The sequence below is a fragment of the Xanthomonas sp. WHRI 10207 genome, assembly GCF_040202975.1.
Taxonomy (GTDB): Bacteria; Pseudomonadota; Gammaproteobacteria; order Xanthomonadales; family Xanthomonadaceae; genus Xanthomonas.
In genome coordinates this window covers 17,796-32,121 of record NZ_JBEGDX010000006.1, presented here as the reverse complement: position 1 = coordinate 32,121, position 14,326 = coordinate 17,796, and the positions used below count along the sequence as shown (strand labels likewise).

General features: G+C 64.8%; 11 protein-coding genes and 2 other RNA genes. 1 reads left to right on the top strand and 12 read right to left on the bottom strand.

All coding sequences use genetic code 11. From position 1 onward, the window contains the following. Nucleotides 1-70 precede the first annotated feature (70 nt). From tagH to ABQU90_RS17885, 11 genes are all read right to left on the bottom strand, one after another. Nucleotides 71-1,396 carry a type VI secretion system-associated FHA domain protein TagH gene (gene tagH / locus ABQU90_RS17935; RefSeq protein ID WP_323523128.1) on the bottom strand — a complete coding sequence of 442 codons (1,326 nt, stop codon included), beginning with the start codon at nucleotides 1,394-1,396 and terminating at the stop codon, nucleotides 71-73. Between the two features lie 588 nt (nucleotides 1,397-1,984). After that, nucleotides 1,985-2,533, bottom strand: coding sequence for a DUF6931 family protein (locus tag ABQU90_RS17930; protein WP_115563340.1), 549 nt, complete (start codon nucleotides 2,531-2,533; stop codon nucleotides 1,985-1,987). Further along, the gene (locus ABQU90_RS17925; protein WP_323523127.1) at nucleotides 2,530-4,494 is read right to left on the bottom strand and encodes a type VI secretion system Vgr family protein; all 1,965 of its coding nucleotides are present in this window, start codon (nucleotides 4,492-4,494) and stop codon (nucleotides 2,530-2,532) included. The genes ABQU90_RS17930 and ABQU90_RS17925 overlap by 4 nt, the downstream gene beginning before the upstream one ends. A gap of 150 nt (nucleotides 4,495-4,644) precedes the next feature. After that, nucleotides 4,645-5,997: a tetratricopeptide repeat protein gene (locus tag ABQU90_RS17920; protein WP_323523126.1), complete on the bottom strand. Its 1,353-nt coding sequence runs from the start codon at nucleotides 5,995-5,997 to the stop codon at nucleotides 4,645-4,647. A gap of 317 nt (nucleotides 5,998-6,314) precedes the next feature. Continuing rightward, on the bottom strand, nucleotides 6,315-6,560 hold the full coding sequence (locus ABQU90_RS17915; protein ID WP_236699248.1) for a PAAR domain-containing protein: 246 nt from the start codon (nucleotides 6,558-6,560) through the stop codon (nucleotides 6,315-6,317). A gap of 111 nt (nucleotides 6,561-6,671) precedes the next feature. Continuing rightward, on the bottom strand, nucleotides 6,672-9,185 hold the full coding sequence (locus ABQU90_RS17910; RefSeq protein WP_323523125.1) for a serine/threonine-protein kinase: 2,514 nt from the start codon (nucleotides 9,183-9,185) through the stop codon (nucleotides 6,672-6,674). After that, nucleotides 9,164-9,703, bottom strand: a complete 540-nt coding sequence (gene ecfK / locus ABQU90_RS17905) for an ECF-type sigma factor EcfK (protein WP_311239915.1) — start codon at nucleotides 9,701-9,703, stop codon at nucleotides 9,164-9,166. Before ecfK ends, ABQU90_RS17910 begins: the two co-directional genes overlap by 22 nt. 81 nt (nucleotides 9,704-9,784) lie before the next feature. Continuing rightward, nucleotides 9,785-9,860, bottom strand: a non-coding RNA gene (locus ABQU90_RS17900) — sX9 sRNA. Between the two features lie 139 nt (nucleotides 9,861-9,999). Then, nucleotides 10,000-10,374: a DUF2147 domain-containing protein gene (locus tag ABQU90_RS17895; RefSeq protein ID WP_323523124.1), complete on the bottom strand. Its 375-nt coding sequence runs from the start codon at nucleotides 10,372-10,374 to the stop codon at nucleotides 10,000-10,002. A gap of 340 nt (nucleotides 10,375-10,714) precedes the next feature. Beyond that, nucleotides 10,715-11,242 carry a hypothetical protein gene (locus tag ABQU90_RS17890; RefSeq protein ID WP_055846903.1) on the bottom strand — a complete coding sequence of 176 codons (528 nt, stop codon included), beginning with the start codon at nucleotides 11,240-11,242 and terminating at the stop codon, nucleotides 10,715-10,717. Between the two features lie 833 nt (nucleotides 11,243-12,075). Continuing rightward, nucleotides 12,076-12,651, bottom strand: coding sequence for a TetR/AcrR family transcriptional regulator (locus ABQU90_RS17885; protein WP_115563346.1), 576 nt, complete (start codon nucleotides 12,649-12,651; stop codon nucleotides 12,076-12,078). Nucleotides 12,652-12,773: 122 nt separating this feature from the next. Here ABQU90_RS17885 and ABQU90_RS17880 point away from each other — a divergent pair, with 122 nt between their 5' ends. Further along, entirely contained in the window at nucleotides 12,774-14,180 is a 1,407-nt protein-coding gene (locus ABQU90_RS17880; protein WP_323523122.1) for an amidase, read from the top strand. A gap of 60 nt (nucleotides 14,181-14,240) precedes the next feature. On the opposite strand, the gene ABQU90_RS17875 is transcribed toward ABQU90_RS17880, so the two are convergent. After that, nucleotides 14,241-14,320, bottom strand: a non-coding RNA gene (locus ABQU90_RS17875) — sX9 sRNA. Between the last annotated feature and the right edge of the window lie 6 nt (nucleotides 14,321-14,326).

Below are 14,326 nucleotides of genomic sequence, written 5' to 3'. Positions count from 1 at the left end.
TGAGCGCAACGGGGCGTTACCGGGATGGCTCGGTCGCGCTCAGGCACGCTCCTACCGCTGCTGGATCGGGTTACCGCTCGCGCGCCGGCTGCCGCCGCGCCGATTTCAACCGCGCCAACTGCGCTTCGTACGCACGTGCGAATTCGTCGCCGAACAGACGGCGGAAGCAGTCGTCCGGGTCGCCGCGCAGTTGCTCGAAATTGTCGCGATAGCGCTCCCAATAGCGGCCCTTGCCGCCGAAGCTCAGGCGCTTGCCGCCGGCGTCGACTTCCTGTTCCAGTCGGTCGGGGCTGAAGTGGAACAGCATCGCGTCGAAGGCAGCGCGCATGCCGGCCAGCATCGCCATCTGGTGACAGCGGATGTCGTCGAAAGCATCCTCGAATGCAGGCACACCGGACAAGAACGAAGCGCTTGGCGGAGCCAGCAATTTCTGCAGCGCGTCTTCGGCGGTGGCGGCGAACTTGAGCGGGTTGTTCTCCGAGCGCTGAATCACCGTCACCGGCAAGCGGAAGGTGTTCTTGATCTCGGCGCGTGCGCGCAGCACATCCATGACGCCATCGACGACGATGGTGAAGATGCGGTCCAGCTCCGCTGGCACTGCCAGCGTGGAGACGGGCGCACTGGATGATGCCTGCGGCGCGGGCGCTGCAACGGATGACGCAGGCGTGGGCGCGGACACCGACGACGATGGCGGTGCAAAGTCGCCCATCGTCATGTCCCAGTTTTCCGGCAGCGTGGCGCGCGTGTCGCCATTGCTCGGCGGGCGGAAGTGATCGTGGCTGGCGTTGCTGTGATTCCATGCGCTGGGCATCACGCTCGGTGGTGGGGCCGGCAATGGGTCGAGCAGCCGCAATGGATCGAGCTCGCGTGGCGTGCTGCCGAGCAGCAGGCCGTCCAACGGGTCGTCGGTGACAGGATGCGCCGCAAGCGGGGCACCGAAGTCCAGAAGGTCGAACGCGTGCGCGTTGGCAGGCGCGGCGGTGCGCATCGGCGATGGCGGCGGCGCGACCTGGGTACGGTCGTCCATGGCGTCGAGCAACGGATCGAACGCAGGTGCCAGATCGGGCGCGGCGGTCTGTGAGTGCACCTGCACCTGGATCTCGAAGCTGTCCAGTTGCAAGCGGTCGCCATCGCTCAACGCGCACGGGTCGGCACGCGTCAACCCCACGCCATTGAGCGACATGCCATTGGTGCTGCGGTCTTCGATGAAATACATGCCATTGAGAAAACGCACCACCGCATGCGTGCGCGAGATGCCCGGCGCCGCCAGCACCCAATCGCTTTCATCGGAGCGGCCAATGCTGCCGCCGCTGCCGGCAAAACGCTTCTGCGCGCTGGCCCCGAATTGCGCGGCATGCGCGCCGCTCACGGTGAGGATCAACTGCGAACTGGACACGACACAGGCTCCTGCAAATGATGATCGATATCAGGGAAAAACGTGATGCGGTTGATGGAACGTCGCGAGCGGCCACGCAGTGATTGTTTAGCCATCCTCAACGTCATCCAGCTGGTCCTGAGCGGGGTTGGTCGAGGGCGCGGTGCCCTCACCGCTCGCCGGACACGCTCTGGATCCATCCATGCAGGCTCGGTGTCGGCATGCATGCCGCCACACGCTCCCGCAAGCGGTGAGGACACCGCGCCAGGGAGTAAGTTGGCCGCGTTAAGAAGATCTACGCACACCGACCGTCTCGACTGGTCATTGCCCGCCCCCCGTCGCGCGACCTTACGCGACACGGATACCGCGTAAGAGCCTGCGAGGACATCCGTGCGGCATGTCCTGCGATGGTGGGCGGGCAAGGGCTCTGCAGCGGCGGCGCAGATCATCCGCTCTGCCACCGGCGCAGTCATCGCCCTACACACAATCGACATCTCAAGATGTTCAAGTGGCTGGAAAACGTTGCGAACAATGGATAGATAGAGGTGGCCGGCGTATTCAAGGACGGCATGTCTGCCTGGCACACGCCGCAATGACCAACCGGCGATGTCATGGCGCGCGCGCACTGGTCAGCAACTCCAGCGCATGTGCGGCATACCCGTTGCGGCGCGCCTGTAGCTGCGCCGGCTCACGTGCCGCAAGCAAGGTGATTGCGGCGGCCACCGCGCGCGCGGTCAGGTGCTCGGGCGGTGGCACCGGCGTGGCCTGCTGCGGTGGTGCCAGGCTGCCGCCGGACCAGGCCACGGCCGCCGCAAGCCAGGCACCCAACGAGACGTAACCGCCTGCATGCGCAAACGCCTGCGCGGCGCGGCGATGCGCTTCGCTGGGGTCGCGTACCCATTTCTCGGCCAGCGCGGCGCCGACACGGTCTTCCTCGTCCAGCGTTTCGCCGCGCGCGCATTGGCACAGCCAGGCCACCGCGTAGCGCTTGGGCAACAGACGCGCGAGCAGCTTGATCGCATCCTCGCCATACCCCTGCGCCAGCAACGCACGCACCGCGGCCTGCGGCGCCATCGGTGCACCCAGCTGCGCACGTGCAGGTGCGGACAGCTGCATGTCCGCACACGCCTGCGCCAGCGAGAGATCGGGCGCGCTCATCCGATCATGATCAGGCCGCCGGCAACCTGCACCAGCGCGTCGGCCTTGATGTTGACCAGCGGGCCTTTGACGGTGGCCGACGCGCCGGCTTCGGCGTTGAGCATGCCGCCGGACGACAGTTTGAGCGTGCCATCGCCCACCACCTCGGTGGCCGGCGAGGTGGCCTGCAGCTGCGCATCGGCAATCAACTTGATTGCCATTGAGGTGGTCTTGGCTTCGGTCGTCGCATCGATCAGGATCTTGATGCCGCTGAGCACGATGTCACCGTTGCGCTTCATCACCAGGCGCGAACTGCCGGTGACCAGCTCGATCTCTTCGCCGGCCTTGAGCAACAGTTTCTTGCCTACGTCCAGGCTGTCGTTGTTGTCGATACGTGCGCTGCGATCGTGGTTGACCGTGAGCACCTGGTCGTTGGTCACCGTGGCGGTGTGGTCGTTCTGCACTTCTTCGCGCAGATCGCGTTGCGCGCGCAGATAGACTTCTTCTTTGCCAGCCTTGTCGTCGAAACGCAGCTCGTTGAAATCGGCGCTGCCGCCAAGCAGGCTGCGGCTACGCATGCCGCTTTGGGTCTTGTTTTCCGGCAAGGCGAACGGCACGGCATGATCGGCGTTGTAGACGCTGCCCACGATCAGCGGGCGGTCCGGGTCGCCTTCCAGAAAGCTCACCACCACTTCCTGCCCGACCCGCGGCAGGCTCATCGCGCCCCAGCCCTTGCCCGCCCACATCGAGGCCACGCGCACCCAGCAGGATGGCGCCGCGTGCGGGCGTGCAGCGTTGGCCCAGTGGAAGGTCACCTGCACACGGCCATGTGCATCCACCACGATGTCTTCGTCGGTCTCGCCGGTCACCACGGCCGTCTGCAGACCGGCGATGCTGGGCGTGGGCGTGCGCCGCAGGCTACGGAAGGGCAGCCGGCTTTCCATCACCTGCACGGTGCTGGAAAACGGCGCCTCATCGCCATGCTCCGTTGCGGCCAGCGTGGTGTGTGCCGACAGCACCAGATATTCCTGGTTGAGCGGAGCGCACGGATGCTCGCGCAAGGTGAACAGCGCACCGACCATCAGCCCGCAGGCATTGGTGGTGGCGTGGTGGCTGGCGCGTTGCACGTTGACCGCCTCGTTACGCACTTGCGCGTAGCGGCTGGCATCAGCTTGCAACGCATGCGGGCCTGGATAATCGAAGACGTCCAACCCGTCGGCCCCGTGCAAATCGTCGCCACTGGCGGCGACCTCTGCCACCAGGGAGGCGCGTGGTTGCTGCGGGTCGTAGTCGGCGAGTGCGTGACGTGTGGAATGCAGCGCACGGGCGCTGCGCCACTGGCTCACCACCGAGCGCAGGATGCGCCGGTGCTGCATGTCCGGTGGTACGTACGGCAAGGTGTCCACCCCGTTGCGCACCGCATGCGCGCCAAGCGCATCGCACAGCACCAGCGTGTGCGCGTTACGCGCATGCGTGAAGTAGTAATAGATGCCTTCCTGCTCCAGCAGCCGGCTGATAAAGCTGAAGTCGTCTTCACGGTATTGCACGCAATACACCCGCTTGGGGTATTGCGCGCTGAGCCGCTGCTGGATGTCGCTGTAGCCGCTCTCGCCCAGCACGCTGGTGACGATCTCCGGCACGCTCATGTCCTGATAGATGCGGCAATCGCGGCGTTGGGTGAGCAACCACGGCCGCGGAACCACGTGCAGCTCGAGCACGGTGTAAGGGAGCGCATCGATCACGGTGGAGCCGGCCTGCGTGCACGTGGCCACCATGCCGTGGTACCAGCGTTGCTCGCCGTTGTCATCGGCCAGCTGGACGGCGACCGGTGTGGCCAGCAGCGCGCGCAGGTTAGGGTTTGCATCCGTGCACAAGGCTTCGATGCGGAACTCGAACAGCTGCCCCAACGCTTCGCTGGCCTGCATGCGGTGCAGCAGCAGGCGCTCGCCAAGATCGGAGTGCAGCGTGATGGTGCGCGGCATCGAAGCATCCACAGGTGAGTAAGCAACGCACAACGCGCTGACCGGCAGCCCCGCAGTACCGGCCTGCAAAGACCACCGCGGGCCGGCAGCGGACCACTGCTGCCACGGTCATGCTCACACGCGTGCAGCCGGCAAAGCCGACATTTCGTCTCAGGTCTTTGCAGCTGTGCGTGCGGTCACGACCCAGCCATGCACCGGCTGGCCACGCTCGCTGCGTAGCACATCCAACGCGATGGCAATCGGCTGCAGACCTGCGCTATGCAGCGCAGCCAGCACATGCGCATGGCTATGCCGATAGCGGCCGCTGGCATCGAGTTCCACCGCATCGGCGTCGCTCTCCAACGCCTCGACGGTAAAGCCCAGCACGCCGCCCGGCCGCAGCGCAGCGGCTGCAGCGCCGAGCACCGGTTGCAGCGCACCGAAATACACCAGCGTGTCTGCCGATGCGATGACATCCCAATGCGCATGCTGGCTCTGCAGGTAGGCGGTGAGTTCGGCAACCTCCAGTACGTCGTAACCGCCGCGCTGCCGCGCCTTGGCGACCATGCCCGGCGACAGATCCACCCCGACCAGTTGCTGCGCATAGGGACTTAGCAGCGGTGCGCACAGCCCGGTGCCGCAGCCGGCATCCAACATGGTGAGCGCAGCCTGCGGCGCAGGCAGACAGGCGGCCAGCGCCTCGGTCAGCCGCTGCGGCGCGCGGTACTCCAGGTTATGCAGCAGTTGCTCGTCGAAGCTATCGGCAAAGCCGTCGAACAACTCGCGCACATAGGTGTCGCCCGCACGTGGCGGCGGCGCGGCGCCACCGCAGGCCGCCAGCATGTGCGCGGCCACGGCATTGCCCGGATCGCGCGCCAGCCATGCACGGTAGACCGCCTGCGCCTGGGTATGTTCGCCGAGCAGGTACAGCCCGGTGCCCAGCGCTTCGCGTGCGTGCAAATGCTCCGGTGCCAGGCTGCAAGCCTGTTGCAGGCACTCCACCGATTGCTGCAGGTGCTCGGCGGCTTGCGCGTTGTTGCGTAGAAACAAGCCGAGCAGGTAGTGCGCATGCGCCGATTCGGGATAGATGTGCAGCAACGCGGCGTAGGTCAGAAAGGCTTCCTCGAGGCGGCGCTGCGCTTCAAGCACGGCGGCCAGATTGGCCAGCGCATCGGCATGCGCAGGTTCCAGTGCAAGCGCACGTCGATAGCACTGCTCGGCCTCGCTCAGCCGGCCGCATTCGCGATGCACATTGCCCAGGTTGTTGCAGGCATCCGGTTGCGCAGGCGCCAGCTGCAGTGCCTGGCTGATGGCCTTCACCGCCGCTGCGCTATTGCCTTGCTGATGCAGCAGTACGCCCTGGTAATGCAGTGCCTGCGCATGGCCGGGCTGCACCTCCAGCAGCTGGGCATACGCAAGCGCGGCTTGGTCGAGCTTGCCGATGCGATGCGCCTGCATCGCGGTCTGCAGCACGGTATCCAGATCGGCGCGCATCTCGGCGGTCGCGTGACGGGCAGGCTGCATGTGACATCTCCTAGGAGGATTGGACGCAGGGGCTGCGTCGAATGACGGCGGAACGGAACGGTGGCGCGCAATCTCTGGCGATGCATCTGCGCATGGGTATCTGCAATCGCTGCGCTTGGCTGCTTCTAGCGGCGTTTTGAACCACGCTCACGCTGTGCATTGGCCGCTGCATTGCAGCCACTCAGCTGCATGCGTACGCAAAGGTCATTGCAATGACAGTGCTGAGTGCGCATCGATGATCGCTGAGGCGTCGCATGCAATGACGTCGCATGACACCCATGCAAGCCCATCGCCGCGCGCATCCCCCAGCCACGTCATCAGCCGATCAACACCGTAAAGCAGCCCAAGGCGATCACCCCGCCATGCGCAGTGCTGTCGCCCAGGCGGGCGGCTGGTTGGCCGCTGATGATCACGGTGGGCGCGCCCATCACGATGCTGTCCGGCGGGCCGACGCACACCGCCGAATCGCCGATGCGCGCGGCCGGCAGGCCGCCGATCAACACCGTCGGTGCGCCGGGCCCGATGATTGGCCCACCCACATGCGGCACCACACCGGTCACCATCGGGCAGACATGCAGATCGGTCAGGCGTGCGGCAGGTTGCACGGGTGCGCTCCGGCGCTGGCAGTGCGGGCACTATCGCGCCGCGTGGCGCGGCTTACCCGACGATTCGTCTCAGCGCCGCGCCACCGACGTTGTCGTCTCCACGCTGGAGGCGGCCGGCTCCGCCAACGCCAGGGTCTGCCGCGCCGCACGTAGCGGCTCTTCGGCATCGCCAAAGATGCCGGTAAGCACCTGCACCGCCTGCTGGGCATGCGCGCGCGCGGCGGCGGCCTGGCCGAGCACGCGCTCGGCTTCGGACATACCGCGCAGGATCTCGGCCGTCTGCGGATGCGCGCGGCCCAGCACCCGCAGGCTGGTAGCGAACGCGGCCCGCTGCTCGGCCAGCGAGGCCGCCGCCTGCCCGGCGTCCAGCAGCCAGAACGCGTGATTGCTGCGCATGCTGATGGTGGCGGGCGCATCGTCTCCAAACACGGCGCGCGTGCGCTCCAGCGCCCCCCGATAATGCGGGCCGGCTTCGGCCACCTTGCCCTGCTGGCGCAGCGCGCCGGCCAGATTGCCTTCCACCATCAAGGTATCCATGGCGTTATTCCCGTAGAGCCTGCGATTGATCTGCAGCAGCGGCGCAAGTTCGGCCTCGGCGCTGGCAAAATCGCGTTGCATCAACAGATAGACCGACAGGCTGTTGCGCATCGCCAGCACCAACGGATGCTCGGGACCGTGAAGGGCGCTGCGCTCGCGCAGCAGGCTGCGCTGCAAGGCGATCGCCGGGAGCAGTTGCCCGCTATCGGCCAGCAGCGCGGCATAGACATTGCCGGCATCGATGCGTTGATCTGCGCTACTCGCAGGATTGGCCAGCGCCGCCACGTAAGCGCGCCGGCTCTCGGTCATGGCCTCGGCCATGCGGCCCTGATCGCGCAGCGTCCAGCCCAGCCAGGCGCGCATTTCATTGCCAATGGCTTGCTGTTGCAAATCGCCACGCTCGGCCTGCGCAATGCCCTGACGCAGCACCTGCACCGCTTCGTCGCGCCTGCCTGCACCGCGCAGCGCCTGGCCCAGCATGGAAGCCGTCTTCAACGCCGGCCTGCTGCCCGCGCCCATGCTCTGTTGCGCCAGTGCGTGGGCGGTGCGCAGATGCAGTACCGCCTGCGGAAAATCGGCCAGCGCGATCAAGGTGCCGCCCAGCGTCTTTTCCACATCGGTGCGCGCATCGGGCTGACTGGCCAGTTCGCGCGCGGCGCGCTGCGAGGCTTGCTCCAGCACACGCAGCATCAGCGTCTTGTCCAGATCCTTGGCGATCGCCGGGTCCACGCTGGACAGCACCGAGGCCATGAAATCGCCGGTGACGCGCGCCCGTTGCGCGTCGCGCGCGGCCTGCTGCAGCGACCACAGCGTGGCGCCCAAGCCGGTCACCACCGCCATTGCCACCAAGCCACCGGCCAGCACGCCACTGCGATGGCGCTGGGTGAACTTGCGCAACCGCAATAACCGGCCAGCGCGTAGCGCGCGCGGCGGGTAGCCATCGAGCCAGCGATGCAGATCGTCCAGCAGCGCCGACACCGAGGCGTAGCGCTCCACCGGCTCCGGCGACAACGCGCGCAGCACGATCGCATCCAGCCCATCGCGCAGTTGCTGCTGCAGACGCGTATGGGTGGTCGCACGCGCCGCACAGATGCGCGCACGCGCATCGGGCGGTACCGCTGCCACGCGCTGCGATGGCGGCTGCGGCAACCCGTCGCGCCCGGCCACTGGCACCAGCCCGCAGCTGAGTTCGTAGAACATCGCCCCCAATGCGTAGATGTCGCTGCGCGCGTCCACCTCCTGCGCGCCGCGCGCCTGCTCCGGGCTCATGTAACCGGGTGTGCCGCGCCCATGCGCCGAGGTCACGCCCGGGTTGGCGGCATCGATGGCGATGCCGAAGTCGATCACTCCCGGCATCGGCCGCCCATCGATCTCGCTGACCAGCACGTTGCTGGGCTTGAGGTCGCGATGGATCACGCCTTTCTGATGCGCGTGCTGCACCGCCTCGCTCACCCGCAACATCAGCAACACGCGCGCATGCAACGACAGCCGATGCGCATCGCACCACCAGGTGATCGGCTCGCCGCGCAGGTATTCCATCACCAGGTAGGGACGGTCGTGCGCATCGGTGCCCACATCGTGAATCTGCGCGATCGCCGGGTGCACCATCTGCGCGAGCAGCCGGCATTCGAACTCGAACAATGCACGGCCCTGCACATCCAGCGCGTCGGCGGCCACCAGCTTGATCGCCACCTCGCGCTCGTAGGCACCGTCGGCGCGATGGCCCAGATACACCTGGCCCATGCCGCCGGCACCGATCAGGCGGTCGATCGCCCACGCACCAAAGCGCGTGCCGGCCGGCAGCTCCGGCAACGGCGCGCGCAATGCGGCGGCGGCCTGTTTCAGTGGCCCACGCACGCGCATCGTGGCCTGCGATTCCACTGCCAGCATCGCCAGCAATTCATCGCGCAACACCGCATCGTCGCTTGCCTGGGCATGCGCAAAGGCCTCGCGCTCGCGCACCGGCAACTGACAAGCCTGATGGAACAGCGCCTCCAGCCGCTGCCAGGCAGTGGCCGCCACGCTCACAGCTGCGCCGCCAACCACACCCGCGCAAAACGCAGATCGCGCTCCAGCGTGGGCACCGACACCTCCAGCTGCTCGGCCGCTTCGGCCACACTCAAGCCCACCAGCTCGGTCAACGCAAACGCCTTGGCCTTGCGCTCATCCACCCGCGCCAGCTTGTCGAAGGCATCGGCGACCACCATCAACGCCTCCGGCCGCGCTGCGCCGTCGGACAAGCTGATCGTCAGCGTCACCGCCTGCCCAAGCCGTTTGGCGCTGGCCTGCTGCCGCGCCAGATCCACCAACAGATGGCGCATCTGCAGCGCCGCCACCGCATAGAAATGCGCGCGCGAACGAAACCCTTGCTGGCCCTGCTCCAACCGCATCCACGCTTCGTGCACCAGCTCGGTTGCCTGCAGCCCGCCGCGTGCATCGCGGCGCAACTCGCGCAGTGCGGTGCTGCGCAACACCTCGTAGACCTGCCGCGCCAAGGCGTCGCCCGCCCCGGGCGCGTCGTGCTGCCAGGCCTGCAACAACTCGGTGATCGGCAGCTCGGACATCGGGGCCCATCTCGCCTGCGTGGGAGTGCAGTATCCCGCATTGGCGGCTGGGTGGGCGGCTGAATACGTAACGATTTAGACGGCTCACAACGCCGTCCGGACAGGCATCAGGTGAGCGTGGACGGCGCGCAGGAACCGTAGTGTCCGAGTTGGGCCGGCCGATGTCGAACATCGGCTGCGCCTGCCGGGCGGCTCCCCAGTCGTTTCGTTAGCCGCGCTTGGATGCCCGGCCCAGGTTGCAACGGGCTGGATGTATCGGGCTGGCTAGCTTCCCCGACCGTGCGTCTGCGCGGCGATCAGTTGGCAGGCTGCCAGGTTGGGCCCTGGCAGATGAAGGCCACACATCCCTCCACCTTCAACGAGCCATCGGCATCGCGTTTGACCTTGGCGTTATAGCGCTTGCCGGACTCGGGGTTGTAGATCTTGCCTTTCCACAGATCCCCCGCATCCACCAGCTCGCTCAGAATCACTGTTCCCTCCATCGGGTTGTGGCGCTTGGACGGATCCGGATTGAACACATCGGTCTTTGCGCTACCCGGCTTGACACGCAGCACCTTGACGATGGTGCCGCACAGCGCTGCACCGCAGGGCTGGATGTCCACCAGTGCCTGTTGGTTATCGGTGAACCACTTCCCGGTGATTGGTTCGGCGGCGAATGCGGTTGCGCTCAATGCAACCAATGCGAGGACTAGACAGCGTGCGTCAGAGATCGGCGGGTGCATGATTCGTTCAACCTTCAACAAGACGGGAAAACCAAAGCGGCTTGCCGCAGTGGCCGATGACCGGCGATTGATTCATGAAAGAATCAGAGCCGGCTAATCCGATCTTATTGGCGCAATCTTGGGACATGGTTAGCCACGACTTGGTCGACAAGGCAGCATTTTCATCTTCAGCGTCTTCTGCACTGCATATTCTCCAGTCCCTCCCCACTGACGGGAAAAGGACTGGAGAGCTACTGATCATGGCCAATCTTGGGCCACATCAGCGCAACGCACTCTGCTCAGCAACCGACTAACTCAAGTTCAATGTCGAGCCTTCTGCACAGGCACGAAACTGCTGCGCGCCGCCACTGACAGCCGTGTAAACGATGGCAAAGTTCTTTTTGACATTGGGATCGGGATCCCCGCCGAACGTTGCGTTGCTCACCGTGATCGCTGTACCACCGTTGTTGATCAGCCATTGGCATGTGGCAGTGACGTCGTACCCGTTGTTACCGGTGCCGTACAGTGCACGCACGACTGTAAAGCTGGGTTTACCCGGCACTGGAACCGGCGTCGTGGCGGTAGGCGGATTGGGAACCAGATCGATCTGTCCATTTTCCGCGCAACCGAGCGCGATGGGATTGCCGTTGTTCAACGCGGGATTCTTATACAGAAGCGCAAAGCTCTTGACCGTACCCGGGTCGGGGTCCGTTCCGAAGAAGGCATTGCTTGCGGTGATATCGTCGTTGCCTGTGTCGACGATGTTCTGGCACACCTGGGTGACATCGACTCCTGCCTTGCTGGTGCCGTACACAGCGGAAAGGATCGTGATAGCCATGATAATTACCCTCTTGGGGGCTGGGAAGGCCGCCCCGAGTCGCCTCTCGCCATGGATGACCGATCAACCGGCACCCTGGCACAACGTTGGACGCAGCGTGCGTGATACTTGGTTATTCAGCGCAACATTTCCTGATGTCTGTGATTTCCAATATCCTTCCGAAGCAGTTGGCCAGCGCCATGCCGAAGCTCTGATGCCGGAAACTCAACGCCACCGTCTTATCCATGCCTACAGCGTCAGGGACATTCATTGATGCTTCCAGAGTCACGATAAAACGTGACCGGAGAGCATCGACAGGAACTTGATGCAGCAACAGGGCTCATGCTGTCCTCAAGCACCGGTAGGGCTCAAGCCAATCTTAGCGAGCGGTAGAACACACACCCGACACAACGTCTCAATCATCTGCCGGGATGCAGACGTGTGACATGCGACGCCTTGTTGGATGAAAATTCGACTAGGCGCGCTGGCTAACGGTGAGAATGGACCGCCCTTCCAATAGGGTCCGCTTCATCTGACTTGTTTCTAGCGACGGCGACAGCACGGGCTTTGACGTTCCTGGCATCGCACGCGTATCGCGCTAAGTAACGACTGCTCCATGCCCCGCTTCTGTGAAGCCTGCGATGCGTACCGCTGTGTGGTGACCTATGACGCTGCGCGTCGCCAAGGCCGCTGACTCCAGACTTATCCGTTCACAGCAGTTACATGCACACGCTAGTGAAAATCCGCAGCCAAGGTGCGGTGTCGCACGTAGGCAACCGCTCCAACTCTTCACCACTTCGCAAGTGTCTTCAAGTCGAAGCAACGCCATCTGCCGCGTGGCGATGTCTGCGTCATCACTTCGGCAACAACCCGCTTGCCTGGTAACTGTCGATCAACGCATCGAAGAGCTTGATGTCCGCTCGACCACGTGCCATCAACTGCGCACCGCCGATTGCGGCAAAGATGGCGCGAGCACGCTTCTTGGAGTCCTTGGCGTTGGCCGCGTCGGCCGCCACCAGCATCTTGGAAAGCCAGGCAATGTTCACATCGGTGAAGCCCTGAACCTCGCTCTTCACCACGTCCGGCAGGTCGTCGTACTCCGCAGACATGAAGCTGCACAGGCAGATGCGGTTTCCGTTTTCGAGCGAGCGACGAAACGTTTCCGGATAGCGGCGCAACGCCTTCAGCGGGTCTTTGGTTTCCGCTGACAAAGCGTCCAGCGTGGCGGCCGAATCCTCCCAATAGCGCTTGGCGACGGCTGCCGCAAGATCTGCCTTGCTCGGGAAGTGGTGATAGAGGCTGGCGGCCTTGATGCCCACCTCTTCGGCAACGGCGCGTACGTTCAAACCACCGTAGCCATGCGCCTGCGCAATCCTGGTCGCTGCGAGCAGGATCCTGTCGCTGGAATTCGTACTGGCCTGGTTCTTCACACATCCGCCTTCGACAGGTGTTGACAGCACCCAGTATAACGCGCATCGTTTACCTAACAAACGTTAGGTAGGTATTTTCCGGCGTTTGTCCGCCAGCTAACTTTCCCCTTGCGAGGCACCCCATGCGCAGTGAACTTTTCTATCAAGACGCCACCACCCTGGCAGAACTCATCCGCACCAAGGCCGTCTCCCCGGTCGAGGTCATGCAGGCGCATCTCGACCGCATTGAAGCGGTCAACCCGCGGATCAATGCGATCGTCAGCGTGGCCGAGGGTGCGCTCAGCGCGGCCAAGGCAGCTGAAGCTGCAGTCCTGGCAGGCGAAGAACTCGGCCCGCTGCACGGCGTGCCGTTCACGGTGAAGGACTCGATCGACACCGCCGGTGTACTCACCCAGCGCGGCTCGCCGATCTTCAAGGGACGCGTGCCCGATGCCGATGCAACCAGCGTGGCACGCATGAAGAGGGCGGGCGGCATCCTGCTTGCGAAGACCAACCTGCCGGAATTCTCCTATTGGATTGAAAGCGACAATCTGCTCACCGGCCGCACTAGCAATCCGTGGGATATCACCCGCACCTCGGGCGGGTCGAGCGGCGGTGAGTCGGCCGCCATCGCAGCCGGCATGTCTCCGATCGGCCTCGGCACCGATCTGGCGATCTCGGTCCGTGGCCCGGCGGCGCAGACCGGCATCACCTCGATCAAGGCCACCCACGGCCGCATCCCAATGACCGGGATCTGGCCGCGCGCGCCGCGCCGTTTCTGGCATGTCGGGCCGATGGCCCGCTCGGTCCGCGACATCGCGCTCGCCTTCGCACAGCTGGCCGGCCCCGATGGCCAGGACGCCTTGTCGAGCAGCACCGTGGCGTTCGACGCCGGCATCGGCCGCCAGCCCTACCGCCCGTTGCGGGTTGGCTGGATGGTTGGCCCCGGCTACGGCCCGGTCGACCCGGAAGTGCAAGCGACGGTGCGCGCGGCGGCCACGGCATTGAAGGACATCGGCATCTTTGTCGAAGAAGTCCGAATCCCGGCGCTGGAGCGCGATTTCGCACTCGATGTATTCAACAAGCTGCATGTCATGGAAATGAAGCCTGCGTTCGCGCACGCAACGGCTGGCCATGAAGACCTGATGTTCAAGATGTCCAAGACCATGCTGTCGCTCGCCGACACCTCGCTGCAGGATTACATCGAGGCAGAGCAGGCCGCCGAGCGCATCCGTGATGGCTATGCCGACTACTTCAGCCGCTACGATGCACTGATCACCCACGTGTTGCCGATTCCCGCGCATAAGCACGGCGTCGAGCAATTCACTATCGACGGTCAGACCGTGGACGCCACCTACCTTCAAGGCGCAACAGTGCCGCTCAATGTCGCCGGCCTGCCTGGTGTTGCGATGCGGTTCGGCACAAGCAAGGAAGGCTTACCGATCAACGTGCAGATCGTCGGCAAGTGGCAAGCAGAATCCACCATCCTGCACGTCGCGGCGCTACTGGAAAGCGTCAGCGCCGTGCGCAACCTGCATCCGGCGCTGTGACAACGACAGCGCTCGCAGGGCTTGCGAATCCCGAGCGCTTTCACTTCGATCTAGGCGAGCGGCTTACAACACGCAACGGGCAGCTATCCGGCCGGGAGGTGTGGACGGCGCGGAGGAACCGGAGTGTACGCGTGGTACATGCCGCA